General features: G+C 72.9%; 12 protein-coding genes, 1 tRNA gene and 1 pseudogene. 8 read left to right on the top strand and 6 right to left on the bottom strand.

What is annotated here, in order from left to right; translation table 11 throughout:
- Positions 1-207: 207 nt before the first annotated feature.
- On the bottom strand, positions 208-918 hold the full coding sequence (locus tag BC793_RS24330) for an FKBP-type peptidyl-prolyl cis-trans isomerase (protein WP_203896379.1): 711 nt from the start codon (positions 916-918) through the stop codon (positions 208-210).
- Between the two features lie 178 nt (positions 919-1096).
- On the opposite strand from BC793_RS24330, the gene BC793_RS24325 reads away from it, so the two are divergent.
- Complete coding sequence (locus BC793_RS24325) at positions 1097-3829, top strand: helix-turn-helix transcriptional regulator (protein WP_239170339.1); 2733 nt, start codon at positions 1097-1099, stop codon at positions 3827-3829.
- A 13-nt stretch (positions 3830-3842) separates the two neighbouring features.
- Here BC793_RS24325 and BC793_RS24320 read toward each other — a convergent pair whose 3' ends face one another.
- Positions 3843-4562, bottom strand: coding sequence for a class I SAM-dependent methyltransferase (locus BC793_RS24320; protein WP_109596057.1), 720 nt, complete (start codon positions 4560-4562; stop codon positions 3843-3845).
- A gap of 206 nt (positions 4563-4768) precedes the next feature.
- On the opposite strand from BC793_RS24320, the gene BC793_RS24310 reads away from it, so the two are divergent.
- Positions 4769-6901, top strand: a complete 2133-nt coding sequence (locus tag BC793_RS24310; RefSeq protein ID WP_109596053.1) for an RCC1 domain-containing protein — start codon at positions 4769-4771, stop codon at positions 6899-6901.
- A gap of 145 nt (positions 6902-7046) precedes the next feature.
- Here the strand turns inward: BC793_RS24310 and BC793_RS24305 are convergent, their stop codons facing one another.
- Complete coding sequence (locus BC793_RS24305; protein WP_109596051.1) at positions 7047-9185, bottom strand: TerD family protein; 2139 nt, start codon at positions 9183-9185, stop codon at positions 7047-7049.
- A 42-nt stretch (positions 9186-9227) separates the two neighbouring features.
- Positions 9228-9355, bottom strand: a tRNA-OTHER gene (locus tag BC793_RS49710).
- Positions 9356-9451: 96 nt separating this feature from the next.
- On the opposite strand from BC793_RS49710, the gene BC793_RS24300 reads away from it, so the two are divergent.
- Complete coding sequence (locus tag BC793_RS24300) at positions 9452-9901, top strand: hypothetical protein (protein WP_146246418.1); 450 nt, start codon at positions 9452-9454, stop codon at positions 9899-9901.
- Here BC793_RS24300 and BC793_RS24295 read toward each other — a convergent pair.
- Positions 9868-10980: a sensor histidine kinase gene (locus BC793_RS24295; protein ID WP_109595974.1), complete on the bottom strand. Its 1113-nt coding sequence runs from the start codon at positions 10978-10980 to the stop codon at positions 9868-9870. The genes BC793_RS24300 and BC793_RS24295 overlap by 34 nt on opposite strands.
- Positions 10977-11630 carry a response regulator transcription factor gene (locus BC793_RS24290; RefSeq protein ID WP_109595972.1) on the bottom strand — a complete coding sequence of 218 codons (654 nt, stop codon included), beginning with the start codon at positions 11628-11630 and terminating at the stop codon, positions 10977-10979. The genes BC793_RS24295 and BC793_RS24290 overlap by 4 nt, the downstream gene beginning before the upstream one ends.
- Before the next feature lie 75 nt (positions 11631-11705).
- Here BC793_RS24290 and BC793_RS24285 point away from each other — a divergent pair, with 75 nt between their 5' ends.
- The 5 genes and pseudogenes from BC793_RS24285 to BC793_RS24270 all read left to right on the top strand — a co-directional run bounded on the left by BC793_RS24285 (position 11706) and on the right by BC793_RS24270 (position 15860).
- On the top strand, positions 11706-12746 hold the full coding sequence (locus tag BC793_RS24285; protein WP_146246417.1) for a peptidoglycan-binding protein: 1041 nt from the start codon (positions 11706-11708) through the stop codon (positions 12744-12746).
- Complete coding sequence (locus BC793_RS24280) at positions 12743-13441, top strand: ABC transporter ATP-binding protein (protein WP_109595968.1); 699 nt, start codon at positions 12743-12745, stop codon at positions 13439-13441. The genes BC793_RS24285 and BC793_RS24280 overlap by 4 nt, the downstream gene beginning before the upstream one ends.
- Positions 13438-14634, top strand: a complete 1197-nt coding sequence (locus BC793_RS24275; RefSeq protein ID WP_109595966.1) for an ABC transporter permease — start codon at positions 13438-13440, stop codon at positions 14632-14634. Before BC793_RS24280 ends, BC793_RS24275 begins: the two co-directional genes overlap by 4 nt.
- Positions 14635-14703: 69 nt before the next feature.
- Positions 14704-14940 (top strand): annotated as a pseudogene (locus BC793_RS53025) (DUF402 domain-containing protein); the annotation flags it as partial.
- The gene (locus tag BC793_RS24270) at positions 14940-15860 is read left to right on the top strand and encodes a hypothetical protein (RefSeq protein ID WP_109595964.1); all 921 of its coding nucleotides are present in this window, start codon (positions 14940-14942) and stop codon (positions 15858-15860) included. The pseudogene BC793_RS53025 and the gene BC793_RS24270, both read left to right, overlap by 1 nt.
- Positions 15861-15881 lie beyond the last annotated feature (21 nt).

Genomic DNA, 15881 nt, shown 5'->3' with positions numbered 1-15881 from the left:
TGTGGGTCAGGGCTCTTTCCCGGGCCGGGAAGCAGCCCTCACCCACACGTGGGCTCGCAGATCGGCCGAAGATGATCGCCCGCCTACGCGAAACTGCTCCAACGGACGGCCTCGCGCGGCGAGGCGGTCAGGACGCCGAGAGGGCGGTCACGACGCCGAGAGGACGGTCACGACGCCGAGAGGACGGTCACGACGCCGAGAGGACGGTCACGACGCCGAGAGGACGTCGACGATGAAGCGCAGCGCTCCGGCGGGGCGGCCGCCGCCCGGGTTGTCGCCGTAGGCCATGTCCGCCGGGATGTCGAGCTGGACACGGCTGCCGACCTTGACGCCGACCAGGCCCTTGTCCCAGCCCGGGATGACGTTGCCGGCGCCGACCTGGAAGCTGAACGCCTCCGAGCGCTTCCACGACGCGTCGAATTCCTTGCCGTCGGTGTAGGTGACACCGACGTAGTTGACCTCGATCGTCTGACCGGCCTCGACGGCCGCCCCGGTGCCCTCGATGAGGGGTGTCACCTTGAGCTCGGTGACCTTGCCCGTGCCGGCGGTCGTGGCCGGCTTCTTGGCCAGGGCGGGGTCGGCACCGGCGGGCAGGTTCGGGAACGCCGCGCTCGGCTCGGGGGCGGCACCGGCGTCGGTGCTCGCGGCCGGGGTGGTGGAGGTCGGCTCCGTCGTGGGTGTGGTGGTGATCCACAGGGCCAGCCCGACGACGACGGCGACCACGGCCAGCGCGGCGCCCGCGACGGACAGTGCCTGCCGGCGTTTCTGCATCGCCCGGGCGCGCGCCCGGTTGACCTTGGCCTCGGCGCGCTTCTCCGCCTTCGTCTTCAGTGGCGGCCCACCGGCGTTCTTACGCGGCGGACCTGCGACGGCACGTTTGACGGCCGCGCTGTCGCGGCTCACTGAAGATTCGGGCACGGCCCGACGATACGACACGACCGGGCGACATACCCTGTCAGCCCCTGGGTGACCGGATGTTCACCTCCCGTGGTCGGCGCAGAGCCGGGCGGGGCGGCGCGACGGGATGTCCAGATAGGTGCCGGCCGGGCACGCCTGAGCGTCGAGCGCGCGGACGGCCCGCCGGTACCCTGGCGTCGTGCGAACCAACCGCGGTGGTGCCAGCCCGGTGATGATCGGCCGGGCCGGTGAGCTGCGCCGGCTGGCGCAGCTGGCGAAGTCCCGTGAGCCGGCGGTGGCGATCATCGCCGGTGAGCCGGGCATCGGTAAGACACGGCTGGTTCAGGAGCTGATCGACATCGTGCCGGCGGGGACGATCGTCCTGGTCGGGCAGGCCGAGCCCGGGTCGCTGGCCCGGCCGTACGAGGTGCTGCTCGACGCGATCGACGGCCGGCCCGAGGTCGACGGCGCCCGGCTGGCCGCCCTGTCCGATGCCGAGCGCAGCCCGGTCGAGCGGCTGCACACCGGCCTGGCGATTCTGGCCGACCTGATCGGCGGGTCCCCGGCGGTGATCGTCTTCGAGGATCTGCACTGGGCCGACTCGGAGAGTGCCGCCCTGTTCGAGCGGATCGCCGACCAGCCCGGGCCGCGGCTGCTGATCGGGACGTACCGGCCGGACGAGGTGACCCGGCGCCAGCCGGTGGCGGGGCTGCTCGCCCAGCTCGAACGACGGCATGCCGTCACCCACGTACGGCTGGATCGGTTGTCGCCGGCGCAGACCGCGGCCCTGCTCGCGGCGGCCATCGGCGGACCGGCCCCGTTGCGGGCCGCGACGGCTCTGCACCAGCGCACCGGCGGTAATCCGTTCTTCCTCGAGGAGCTTCTGCGGGCCCTGCCCGGCTACGACCTGGAGGCGCTCGTCGACCAGCCGCTGCCGTGGAGTCTCGCCGATGTGCTGCGGCGCCAGGTGGAGGATCTCGATCCGGTCAGTCACCGGATCGTCGAGGCGGCCACCGTGCTCGGCCATCGCATCCTGTTCGACCTGCTGGCCGACGTCACCGGTACCGGCGAGGACGAGCTGATCGCCGTGCTGCGCACCCTGGTGACGCGCGGTGTGCTGGTGGAGTCGGGTGAGGACGAGTTCGCGTTCCGGCACGCACTGGTGCGGGAGGCGATCGCCGGGCAGATGCTGGGCCGGCAGCGGCGGCGGCTGCACGAGGCGGCGCTGGACGTGCTGTTGCGCGGCGGCGGCTCCGATCCGGCGATGGTCGCGCACCACGCCCGCGGCGCCGGGCGGTACGAGGACATGATCGCGGCGGCCCGGCACGGTGCGGCGCTGTATCTGTCGATCGGCTCGGCGTATCAGGCGCTGCAGTTGGCCGAGATGGGTCTGGACGAGGTTCCGGAGGATCCCGAGCTGCTCGGGGCGGCGGCGCGGGCGGCGTGGCTGGCCGGGCTGCTCGACGACGCGCTGCGGTACGGGCGGCGCTGGCGGGAGCGGGCCGGTGACCCGTCGGATCAGGCGGAGGCGCTGTATCTGCTGGTCCGGCTGGCGTGGGAGTCGCGGGAGGCGGCCGAGGTGCGGGCGCTGACCGCGGACATCGAGAACCTGATCGCGCAGCTTCCGCCGGGCGCCGGGCAGGCGCGGGCGATGACGGCGATCGCCCAGTCGGCGTATCTGTACGACGACACCGACACCGCGCTGCTCTGGGCGGACCGGGCGCTGGCGCTGGCCGACGAGTTCGACCTGCCGAGCGTGCGGCTGACGGCGCTGCTGGAGAAGGGTTCGGCGCTGGCGGACTGGCCGCAGACCGCCGCCGCCGGTGGCAAGATCCTGTCGGCGCTGGTCCACGAGGCGGAGCAGGCCGGTGAGTGGGTGCTCGCGGCGCGGGCGCTCAACGTGCTGGTGCACGGGGAACCGCCGTCACCGGCCGAGCATGCCGAGATCCTGGAGCGGATGCGGGTCAACGCCGAACGGGCCGGGTTCGAGTCGCTAGCGGTGGCCGCCTATTTCCAGGGGCGGGCGCGGCTGGCGTTGCGGGCCGGTGACCTGGGCGCGGCGGTCGCGGCACTGCAGGAGGGCCGGGCACAGGACCGCAGTCTGCGCCGGCGCGGGCGGTGGGCCGACTACCACGGGGTGTTTTTGGCCGGGCTGTCGCTGGAGGCCGGCGAGCTGGACCAGGTCGAGCAGCTCATCACCGATCTGGCCGCTCTGCCGAACAATCCACCGACGGTGATTCCGGGGCTCACGTTCCATCTGGCGTGCCGTCGCCACGACCGTCCACGGGCCGAAGCCGCACTCGGTGAGCTGGTCACCGCGTTGGAGGGGCAGACGTGGCGCAGCGGGGAGCAGGCCCACGACCTGATCTCGGCGGCCCTGGAGCTGGGGCTGCCGGCCGGTGATCTGGACCGGATGGCGGCCGTCCTGCTGGACTCCGAGGTGTGGGACGCGCACCGGGTTCTGGTGGAGGCGCAGGTCGCCGAGGCCCACGGGCGCCATGCCGAGGCGCTGACCGGCTACCTGTCGATCACCGAGGCGAACCCGTTGGGGCCGGCGGTCCGCGGGACCGTCCGGGTGGGCGCCGCCCGCTGTCTGCTGGCGGCCGACCGGCGCGCCGAGGCGCAGGAGCAGATCGAGGCGGCCGCCGCGCTGCTGGCGGCGTGGCGGGGCTGGCGGGTCGAGCAGTTCGACCGGGTGCGCGCCCAGCTGGGTATGGCGCCGGTGGACGCGCCGCCGGCGGTCACCGGGCCGGCCGCGCTCACCCCGCGCGAGCGGGAGGTGGCGGTGCTGATCAGTGACGGGCTGACCAATACCGAACTGGCGCAGCGGCTCTACATCTCCCCGAAGACGGCGGCGGTGCACGTGTCCAACATTCTGCGGAAACTGGGTGTGTCGTCGCGTACCGAGGTGGGCGAGCTGGTCGGCCGCTGACCGGCGGCGCCGGTCAGCGCAGCCGGGCCCGGGTGCAGCGGGTGACGTAGGGCAGCTCGAACCGCTCGCCCAGGCCGTGCCGGTCGAGAAGGTCGAGAATGCTGTCGAGCAGGGCCCGCCGGTCGGGTTCGGACAGCAGGATGACGTAGCTGCGGGACGCGACCATGTCCTGCAGTTCGGCGCGGTCGAGGGTGTGCCGCCAGCGGAACTCGGCACGCTCCGGGTCACCGAACGGGCCGCCGATCCGCGGGGCGGTGTCGATCTCGTCGCGGGTGTGCCGGTGCAGCACGTCGTCGAGGGCGGCGACCCACGGTTCGGTGTGGTCGCGCACGTTCCAGATCAGGCTCAGGGTGCCGCCGGGCCGCAGCACCCGGGCCATCTCCGGGACGGCCCGCGCGGGGTCGACCCAGTGCCAGGCCTGCGCGCACACGACGGCGTCCACGGACGCGTCAGGAAGCGGGACGCTCTCCCCCGTACCCTCGAAGATGGAAGCCTGACCAGCGGAAACCGCGAGTTGATCGCGCATTTGAGGCGACGGCTCGACGGCGTCGACGTCGAATCCGGCGTCCAGCAGCGCCCGGGTGAGCTTCCCGGTGCCGGCGCCGAGATCGAGCACGCGCCGGGCCCGCGGCGGCACCGCCCACGCCACCGCCTCCGCCGGATAGGGCGGGCGACCCCGCTGGTAGGCCTCCGCGGCACTCCCGAACGATGCCGCATGAAGATCGGACGACATGAGATCAACCACCTCATCTGGTACGCCGTGGACCGCCCCCGGAAGCTACACCCGGCCGTGGCCACCACGCGACGCAGGCGGGTCGTCACGCCCGACACCGCGCCTTTCGGGCGGAAGCGGTCGGTCACCGCCGCCGTGATCACGGTTCTCGCGGCGCCTCGTTGAGCCGGACAGGAAGATCAACTAGTCCTTCCGGGAGGAAGACGATGCCGGTATCGCGACGTCACGTTCTGACGGTGGTGCTGTGCCTGCTCACGGTTCTGGCCGTTCCCGCACGGGCGGCGACGCCGATGACCTGGTCGTCGGTGTCCACCGGCAGCGGCGACGCGACCTGTGCCATCCGCAGCGACGGCACCCTGTGGTGCTGGGGTCACAACTTCGGCGGCATGCTCGGTGACGGCACGGACGTGCACCGCGGCGCGCCGGTCCGGGTGGGCGACGCCCGGAACTGGGCGTCGGTGTCGCCGGGCACGACCCACACCTGCGCCACCCGCACCGACGGCAGCCTGTGGTGCTGGGGCTCGCACACCTATGGTCAGCTCGGGCTCGGTGACGCCGGCACGTCGACCCCGCGGCCGGCCCGGGTCGGCACCGCGACGATCTGGGCCTCGGTCAGTACGTCGTCGCAGGCGTCGTGTGCGATCCGCACCGACCGGAGCCTGTGGTGCTGGGGATCCAACGCCAACCACATGCTCGGCGACGGCACCGGCACCGACCGCTGGAGCCCGACCCGGATCGGGACGCAGACCTGGGCCGCCGTCGACCTCGGCGCGTCGCACACCTGTGGCATCCGGACCGACCGCACGCTGTGGTGCTGGGGATTCGGCCTGCGCGGGGAACTCGGCATCGGCCCGAACCAGCGCAGCCGGACGGTACCGGTGCAGGTGGGCACCGCGGCGACCTGGACCGCCCTGGCCACGACCCAGGATCACACGTGCGCCGTCGACACCGGACACGCACTGTGGTGCTGGGGCGGCAACGAGGCGGGCAGGCTCGGCGACGGCACCGTCGTCGACCGGGACGTTCCGGTGCGGGCCGGAGCCGGGACGTCGTGGGCCTCCGTCGCGGCCGGCATGAACCACACCTGCGCGGTGACCACCGACGGCCGGACCCGCTGCTGGGGCGAGAACGACAACGGTGAACTCGGCGACGGCACGACGGTGAGCTCGTCCGGCCCGGTCACGGTGAACGCCGACCTGACCACACGGACGGTCGTCGCCGGTCTCCGGTACTCGTGTGCGCTGACCACCGCCGGCCGCCTGTGGTGCTGGGGCGACAACCTCGGCGGTCTCCTCGGTGACGGGACGTTCGTGCCGTCGACCAGCATGCCCTCCGCGGTCCGGGTCGGCGACGGCACGGACTGGGCGGACGTCGCCGTCGGGGAGAGGCACACCTGCGCCGTTCGGACGAGCGGATCGCTGTGGTGCTGGGGCGGCAACGCCCACGGTCAACTCGGCGACGGCCGGATGGTTCCCCGGGCGACGCCCGCTCCCGTCGGCGGGACGTGGCGGTCGGTGGCGGCCGGCAACGGGACCACCTGCGCCGTCCGGGCCGGCGCGACGCTGTGGTGCTGGGGTGACGTGCCCACCGACGGTCCCGCCCTCCGGCCCCGGCGGGTCGGTGACCGCGCCGGGTGGACGGGTGTCACGGTCGGTGGGTCGCACGCGTGTGCCGTCCGCACCGACGGCACTCTCCGGTGCTGGGGGGACAACACCTACGGTCAGATCGCCGACGGGTTGTCGCGAGGGGACCTGCCGCTCACCCGGGTCCGTACCGGCCTCGCCACGACCTGGGTGGAGGTGACCGCCGCCGACCGGCACACCTGCGGTCGCGACACGGCCGGGAAGGTGTGGTGCTGGGGCGAGGACTTCCTCGGGCAGCGTGGGGACGGCGCCGCCACCACGGCTGGTGGGCCGGTCGGCCTGGCCGGTGTCGTCTCGCTCGACGCCGGATACGTCAGGTCCTGCGCCGTCGACACCGATCACCGGCTGTGGTGCTGGGGCGGCGGCGTCACCCCGCTCTTCGCCGCGCCGCGGCCGATCACCGCCGACCGGGACTGGGCGGACATCGCCGTCAGCTCCTCGGTGGACTGCGGCATCCGTACCGACGCGAGCCTGTGGTGCTGGGGCGGCAACAACGCGGGCCAGCTCGGCGACGGCACGGCCACCGACCGGGACGAGCCGGTCCGGTCGGGTAGGGCGTCCTGGCGCACCGTGGCACCGGGTGGATCGCACACCTGCGGGATCCGTACCGATCGGAGTCTGTGGTGCTGGGGTGACAACGCCGTCGGGCAGCTGGGCCGGGCGCTCACCGTCCGGCGGGCGGTCCCGGTGCCGTGAGAAGGTCGTGGCCGGCGGCTCGATGAGCCGCCGGCCACGGGCCGAGGGAAGCGCGGGCACTGTATGCCAGATCCCCCGCATGGCGGAGGTTCCCGATTTGAACGGAAATAGAAGGAAGCGCCCGCATGACCTCGGTGGTCGGTGATCAGCCGGGGATCAGTTCGCTGAGCCGGTCCAGCGTGTAGATCTCCGACCCTTCCGGCAGACCGTCCGGCGCCTCGACGCCGACGAACGTGACCGGCTCGTCCGGCAGCGCTCCGTCCCACACCGTCACGCCGGTCCGTGCCCGCCACCGGTCGACCAGGTAGGACACGGTCAGGTACTGCCGCTCCACCAGGGCACGCACCCGGTGCGCCGTGGTGAACGTGTTGTCCTCCACCCGGTTGAAAGCCGGGTGGCCGTGCAGGTACAGGTGCAGCCACAACGCCTGCCAACCGGTCTCGCCCTTGACGAACACCACCGGCAGAGCGACCCGGCCCCGGCCGCGCATCTGCGACCGCGCCCGCACCGCCCGTGGCTCGAACGGGGCACCCTTCTGCTCCTTCGTGCGTGTCTGGTAGCCGAACATCGACTCGGCCACCTCCTCGAACGACTCACCGGAGTAGATGTTGACCTGCGGCACCACGTACGGCGCCTCGATCGTCAGCGGCACGTCGATGAACTCGGTCGCACCGTTCTCGGCGGAGGTGATGTCACCGGAGTGCACCATGCCGCTGCCCCGCAGATTCGTCCACGACACCTGGCCGGCGCTGTGGAAGCCCTCGTCGAGCAGCAGCATCGACAGGTCGTAGTCGGTGTGCCGGGCGGTCTGCCGCCAGTACATGAAGAACCGCAGCAGCTCACCGGAGACCGGCGCCCGCGAGCCTCGTGGCAGCACCGCGAAGCCGCTCTCGGACGCCTTGCCGGACAGCGGCAGGGCCACGTCCAGCACGTCCGGGTCGACCAGCAGCGGATGCTCCCACTCCGGCAGCCGGGCGCTGATCTCGTCGTCGAGCAGCGCCGACAGCTCCTCCACCAGCTCCGCCGGCAGAGGGGCACGGGTGTCCGGGCCGACCCAGGAACGGCGGAACCGGTTCACGTACATCCGGGCGGTGTCGGGGGTCCGCCGGTTGCCGACGTGCTCGCGCAGCGACAGCAGCACCCGCCCCGACGCCGATCCGAGAGCACCGGTCACCGTGTCGATCACCGCGGCACGCTCGGACTCCGGCGCGATGCGCAGCAGCCGGTCGGCCGAGCGCAGCAGCAGACCCGGAGCGGCCGACAGCACCGTCGCGGCCCGGCCGACCCGGCCGTCGCGGATGGCGGTCTCCGCCCGGCCGGCGAGCGTCGGCACCCGCCGTTCGCCGCGCGCGACCGCGAACACCGCCTGGGCCTGCGGCCACTGGCCGTACTCGTGCGGGTGGAGCCGTTCGCCGAGCCGCTTCCACCGCTCCGCGTAGCGGGCGACGTCGGCGAGCTTGGCCGGGCTCGCGCCGATCACCGTGTCCAGGGCGGCCAGCAGGATCCGCCGCTCCGGGCGGCGGAACGCACGGAACCGGGTCGGCTCCGCCAGCGACACGTCACCGCCGGACACCTGGCAGGCCAGGCGCAGCACGTCGGTGGTGGTGTCGACGGCGACCAGCGGCCGGCCGAGGACCAGCCGGATGCCGTTGAGCACGGCACGGTTCTCCCGCACCGGGATCACCTCCGGCTGCGGCCCGTCGGCACAGGTCACGGCCAGTTCGCTGAGGATCGCGAGGTCCGCCTCGCCGAGGGGTGTGACACTGCCGGCCAGCGCCAGGTACAGCCGCTGGGCCTCCCGCTCGGCGGTGTCGCCGAGGTGCAGGACGGTCAGCCGGTCGCCCACCGAGGCGATCAGCTCGTCGTGGACGGCCAGCATCTCGGCGTACGAGTGCTGGTAGGAGCCGTACCCCGGAAGGTCCAGCAGGTTGAGCCACCCCGGGAGAACCGTGACGTCGCCGCCGCCGGCGAGCACCGCGGCCTGCAGCCGCTCGGTCCAGAATTCGAGGGTGTCCGGCACCCCGTCCGGGAAGCCGATGAAGTAGGTGTTGTGCGCGACGTGGTCGCCGACCAGTTCCCGGACCGCCGACACGACGGTCGCGGCGAGTTCCATGGCCGGCGCCGGAGCGAGCCCGCCGACGTGGTCGAGCAGCGCCCGGGACGCCGCGAACCCGACGTCGAGCAGAGCGGCGTCGAGCTGCCGCGCCACCGCCGTACCGTCCCCGGCCGCCCCGGTACCGGCCGGCACGCGGAGCGTCTTGTGGATGATCGTCTTCTCGTGCATGTTGTCGCCCCTCCCCCGCCGGCGGTGGTTCCGCTTTCGAAGTGGGCCGCCGGGGACTCGAACCCCGAACCCTTCGATCCATCAGGAGAAGGAAGCACTCCCATACCCGCACGAGGCGGAGGGCGGACGTGCTACCAGCCGAATGCTCTAGCCAATTGAGCTAGCGACCCGCCGCAGATCTTGCCACGCCGTGTCGCGGCGCAGCCATCGAGTTTTCGCCCGCGGCGGTCACCGGGCCGAAACCGGCGGCGTCCCACCCTGACGGCATGAGGAGATTCGTGGGTGTGGTCGCTGTACTGGGGTTCGCGCTGTCCGGATGTGCCGCCACCGGAGAACCCGACGGGCCCGGGGACACGCCGCCCTCGGGGGTGGCGGATCCGTTCACCAAGGTGGTCGCCTATGCGGAGTGCCTCCAGAAGGAGGGCCTGCCTGTCCAGATCAACCCCGGCGACGGCTACACCATGCCGCTGGGAACCGATCGGTCGAAGATCGCCGCGGCGGAGGCGGCCTGCCGCAACGTGGCGCCGCCCGGCATGTACGACAAGCCGTCCACCGAGGAGCTGGACAGGTACGTCAAGGTCGCCCAGTGCCTGCGCGACAAGGGGATCAAGGTCGACGATCCGACGATGGAGCGCCCTCAGCTGCAGATCGACCAGCAGGCACCGGCGAATCTGAAGGAGCTTCAGGCCGACTGTGAGGAGAAGGCCGGCGGGTGAGCCGGCAGATCGACCCGGACGGTGAGGCCACCGTCCGGGTTGGGCGTCAGGGCGGCCGCCCCGCCGTGGGAGCGGGCGATGGCGGCGACGATGGACAGACCCAGCCCGGCCGACGCGGACCCCGCGGTGCGGTCGGCGTCGAGACGGCGGAACGGCTCGAACAGCTCGCCGGCCCGGTCGACCGGGATCAGCGGGCCGGTGTTGGTGACGGTCAGCCGGGCGGCCGAGGTCAGGGTGACCGTGACGGTCCCGCCGGGCACGTTGTAGCGGACCGCGTTCTGCACCAGGTTGGTGACCAGTTGGGCGAGCATCACCTCGTCACCGGGCACGACGACCGGGCCGGGCGGCGGGAACGTCACGGTGACCTCGCCCCGGTTCTGGGCGACGACCTCGGCCACGACGGCGGTCAGGTCCACGGAGGTACGCACGTCGGGCCCCCGCTCCCCCCGGGCGAGCAGCAGCAGCCCGGCGATCAGACGTTCCGAGCGCAGGGTGTTGCGCAGCAGCTCGGCGCGGATCAGGGCGAGCCGGGCGGGTGTCGGGTCGGCGAGCCCGACCTCGATGGCGGTGCGCTGCACGGCGAGCGGGGTGCGCAGCTCGTGCGAGGCGTTGGCGATGAACCGGCGCTGGCTGTCGACGGCATCTTCGAGCCGGTCCAGCATGGCGTCGAAGGTGTCGGCGAGCCGGCGCAACTCGTCGTCGGGGCCGTCGAGGGCGATGCGCTCGTGCAGGGTGGACAGCGACAGCCGCCGGGCGGTCGCGGTGATCCGGTGCAGGGGCCGCAGCAGCCGGCCGGTCAGCCACCAGCACACGGCGAACCCGAGCACGGCGATGACGGCGATGGCGGCCAGGATGACCAGGCGCTGGCCCGCCCGGACGCCCTCCTGGATGTCCTCGGCCGACGGCCCGGCCGGTGGCGCGCCGCAGGCCGCGCCCTGGCAGACCGCGCCGCCGCGCCCGAGCGCGATCGCTGTCGCCCAGCCCTGGAAGCCGAGGGCCAGGAGCAGCACCGCGGCCGTGATGATGGTGAAGAGGCCGCCGTAGAGCACGGTGATCCTGGTCCGGACCGAGCCGCTCACAGGCGGTAGCCGCTGCCGGGGACGGTCACGATGACCGGTGGGTCGCCGAGTTTGTGGCGCAGTTTGCTCATGGTGACCTTCACCGCGGTGGTGAACGGGTCGATGTGCTCGTCCCAGGCGCGTTCCAGCAGCTCCTCGGTGCTGACGAGGGCACCTTCGGCGCGCAGCAGAACCTCCAGGACCGCATACTCCTTGAGGGCGAGGCGCAGCGGCCGGCCGTCACGGGACGCCTCACGGACGGCGGTGTCCATGGTGATGCCGTGGCGGCGCAGGGTCGGCGGCAGGGGCCGGCCGCTGCGGCGGCCGAGCGCCCGGATCCGGGCGACCAGCTCCTCGAAGGCGAAGGGTTTGGCCAGGTAGTCGTCGGCGCCGAGGTTGAGGCCGCCGACCCGGTCGTGGAGCTCGCCGGAGGCGGTGAGCATCAGGATCCGCACCGGGCCGCCGCGGCCGGTCACCCGGCGGCACACGTCGTCACCGTGCACGCGGGGCAGGTCACGGTCGAGGACGAGCACGTCGTAGTCGTTGACGGCGAGCCGCTCCAGGGCGGCGGCACCGTCGTGGGCGACGTCGACGGCCCACGCCTGGGCGCGCAGGCCGTCGGCGACCAGATCGGCGAGGAACCGCTCGTCCTCGGCCACGAGTATCCGCATCGTTCGATTCTCACAGGACCGGGGGTTTCGTCGCGGTCACCGCCGCGAAACCTGTGGACGACCACGCTCGGCGGCATGTCTCACCGTTTTCACCTGATAGCGGCGGTCCTGTCCCTGAGCGCGTGCGGCAGCGCTCCGCCGGGCGAGGAACCGACGACCCTGCCGACCGTTTCCGTTCAGCGCACGAACCTGTCCGCCGCGACCCGGGCCGACGGGTCGCTCGGGTATGCCGGCTCGTTCACGGTGCTGGGGCCGGGCACCGGGCGGATCACCTGGCTGCCGGGGCCCGGCGACGTCGTCGGGCGGGGCCGGGCGGTGTTCCGGGTGGACGGGCGGGCGGTGCCGCTGTTGCTGGGTGGGGCGCCGTTCTTTCGTACCCTCGGCATGGGGGTCTCTCGCGGCAGCGATGTGCGGACCCTCGAACAGAACCTCGAGTCCCTGGGGTACGCCGCACACCTCACCGTCGACACCAGGTTCACGCCGGCCACCCGGGCGGCGATCAGGCGCTGGCAGGACGACCTCGGCGTGACCGTGACCGGCACGGTGTCGCCGGATGACGTGGTGGTCATGCCGGGTCCGATCCGGATCACCTCGGTCGACACCGTCCCGAGCGCGCCGGCGGCCGGCCGGGTGCTGACCGCGTCCGGAACCGGCCGTCAGGTGACGGTGAAACTGCCGGTCGCCTCGCAGCAGCTGGCCGAGCGCAACGCGCCGGTCCGGATCGAGCTGCCCGGCGGCACGTCGACGACCGGCCGGGTGAGCGAGGTGGGCACGGTCGCGACCGCCGAGCGGACGAACGCCCAGTCCCAGACCGGCCAGGGCACCGAGTCGGCCACCGTCACCGTCCTGATCAGCCTGGACGATCCGGCCGATGCCGGCCGGCTGGACGGCGCACCGGTGACCGTCGCGTTCACCAGCGAGGAGCACCGGAATGTCCTGGCCGTCCCGGTGAACGCGCTGCTCGCCGCGGCCGACCGGACCTACACCGTCGACGTGGTCGCCGACGACGGCACGGTCACCGCGGTACCGGTGACGCTGGGCATCTTCGACGGTGATCTGGTCGAGGTGACCGGCGCGCTGGCCGAGGGCGCGAAGGTGCGGGTGCCGGTCTCGTGAGCACACCGGTCGTCGAGGTCGAGAACGCCGGTCGCACCTATCCCGGCGGGGTCCGCGCCCTGCACGGAGCGTCACTGGCGGTGAACGCCGGGGAGCTGGTCGCGATCGTCGGGCCGTCCGGGTCCGGCAAGTCCACATTACTGCAGCTGATGGGCACCCTGGACACCCCGACCAGCGGGTGGGTGCGGATCCACGGGCACGACGTGGCCCTGCTGCCGGACCGGCGGATCGCCGCGGTCCGGGCCCGGTGGATCGGCTTCGTGTTCCAGCAGTTCTTCCTCACCGCGCACCTGTCCGCCCTGGACGACGTGGCCACCGGCCTGCTCTATCACGGCTGTTCCCGGCACCGGCGGCGCCTGCTGGCGCGGGCCGCCCTGGAGCGGGTCGGCCTGGGCCACCGGATGGATCACCGGCCTCACCAGCTGTCCGGCGGGGAGAAGCAGCGCGTCGCGATCGCCCGCGCCGTCGTCGGCGAACCGGCGCTGCTGCTGGCCGACGAGCCCACCGGCAACCTGGACTCCACCACCGGCACCGGCATCCTCGACCTGCTGACCGGCGTGCACCGCGACGGGACCGCCGTCGTCGTCATCACCCACGACCGGGACGTCGCCGCCGCCCTGCCGCGCCGCCTCGAGATCCGCGACGGCCGCGTCCACCGCGACACCGGCCGCCCCGACCCCGGAGACCGCCCATGAGCGTCGCCCTGCCCGAACCCGCCCGGCTGCACACCCGCGACCTGGCCCGCACCGGCTTCGAAGGGCTGCGCGGCCGCCCGCTGCGGGCCGTCCTCTCGGCGCTCGGCATCACCATCGGCGTGGCCGCCATGGTCGGTCTGGCCGGGATCAGCACGGTCAGCCGGGCCGGGCTGATCGCCGACATCCGGGCGCTGGGCTCGAACCTGCTCGCCGCCTCCCCCGGCCGCAGCCTCACCGGGCAGGACGCCGACCTGCCTGGCACCGCCGAGGGCATGGTCGGCCGGATCCCCGGTGTCACCGACGTGTCGGCGATCGGCCTGGTCAGCGATGCGACGGTACGCCGCAACGACCGGATCAACCCGGCCGACACCAGCGGCATCGCCGTCCACGCGGCCCGGGACGACCTGCTCGGCACCCTGCAGGGCACGGTCCGCTCCGGTACGTTCCTCAACGCCGCCACCGGCCGCTATCCGGCGGTCGTCCTCGGGTCGGTCGCCGCCGACCGGCTCGGCATCGCCACGGCCGGCGCGCACGTCTGGATCTCCGGGCGGTCATTCCTGGTCATCGGTGTCCTCGACACGCTGCCGCTGGCTCCGGAGATCGACCGGTCCGCGCTGATCGGCTGGTCCTACGCCGCTGATCTCGGCTTCCGCGGCCACCCGAGCACCCTCTACACCCGCACGGTCCAAAACCAGATCTCCCAGGTGTACGACCGACTGGCCGCCACGATCAACCCGCGCAACCCGGCCGAGGTGGAGGTCAGTTCCCCCGCCCGGGAACTGGAGGCCGAGGCCGCCGCCGAGGAGACCTTCGACGCACTGTTCCTGGCGCTGGGAGCCGTCGCGCTGCTGGCCGGCGGGGTCGGTGTCGCCAACGTGATGGTCATCTCGGTGCTGGAACGCCGCCAGGAGATCGGGCTGCGCCGCTCCCTCGGCGCCACCCGACGACAGATCCGGATGCAGTTCCTCACCGAGTCGGTGACCCTGTCGACGCTCGGCGGGCTGGCCGGTGTCGCCGTCGGGCTCGCCGTCGGCGCCGGATATGCGCTGGTCATGGGCTGGCCGATGGTGCTGCCCCTGCCGAGTGTGGCCGGTGGCGCGGGGGCCGCCGTGGTGATCGGCGCGCTGGCCGGGCTCTACCCGGCCCGGCGGGCGGCCCGGCTCACCCCCACCGAGGCACTGGCCACCGCCTGACGGGCCTCAAACGGTTACCGCCTCGAACCGTTACCGCCTCGAACCGTTACCGCCTCGAACGGTTACCGGGAGACCACCGATCGCGTCCTCGACATCGTCGCCACACCGCAGCGGTCGTGGACGTGGAAGGATGACGACGAGTTCGCCGGTCGGATCCTCGACGCCGACGAGGCCCCGCCGATGCGTGCCGAAGGCGAGCGGCTGATCAAGTCGATCGAGGCGGCCGCGTTCCCGTTCGACGACACGTACACCGGTTTCCGCCCGGAGCCGGGCCGGTCCGCGCCACGCTTCCCGGAGGCGATCTGATGGACGAGACGCTGGGCGTGCTCGCCCATCACGGCGGGCTGATCGTGCAACGCCCTGAACTGACCGTCGGCATCCTGCTCGCGATCTCCCGGCCCACCGGCCTGGAGCTCGAGCTGATGGCCCGCCGTTCACTGGACCGGCGTACCGCCGCCGAACGCCAGGCCGACATCCGCGCCGGAAGCCCGCCCTCTCCGCGCCGGCTGCTGCCGCAGTATGACGAGGGCCTGGACCTGCGGGTCGGCCGGCTCGACGGCGACGGCCGAGCCCATTGGGAGTTCGCCACCAGATCCTCATCGGCCAGCGGCGACCCTGCGGGCGGGGTGCACGGCCCCAGCCTCCAGATGACGGTGCGGCTGCCGCCGGTGTTCGATGCGTTGTCGCTGGTGCTCGCCTGGCCGGAGATCGGTTTCCCGGAGACCGTCGTCGAACTGCCGCTGCCCGACCGCGCCACCGTGGACCGCGGCACCGTCTCCATCTGGGACGCACCGGTACGGACCACGCCGCCACCGGCGGGTCTGCGCTACCGCGACGACGACGTCCCGTCCGCCGAGCCGGACGACGAGACCGGCCGGATCGTCGCGCCGCCTCAGGTCCTGAGTCGCGGCGCGGACGCGGTCGTCGTGCTGACCCGCCTCACCGCGATCGGCGACACCCTGTCCTTCGAACTCGGCTGCCTCGCGACCGTCGGCATCCCGCACGAGATATTCACGATCCCCGGCGCATCCGTCGCGGTCCTGCACGACGGCGAGGCCGTGTGGGTGCGTTCGCAGGGGGCCGCGGCGTCCGGCGGCGACGACTTCTTCGAGTCCCTCGCCGAATACACCGTGGCCCGCCCGGCCGGCGACGTCCTACGGCTGCTGATCTCCTGGCCGGCCGCGGGTCTTCCGGAGACCTGCGTGGATCTGCCATTGCTCCCGTAGCGGCGATCGAGGGATCGCGAT

The sequence above is a fragment of the Actinoplanes xinjiangensis genome (assembly GCF_003148685.1).
In the GTDB taxonomy this organism is placed as follows: Bacteria; Actinomycetota; Actinomycetes; order Mycobacteriales; family Micromonosporaceae; genus Actinoplanes; species Actinoplanes xinjiangensis.
Note: the sequence above shows the minus strand (reverse complement) of the source record. Positions and strands in the feature narration are given on the sequence as shown.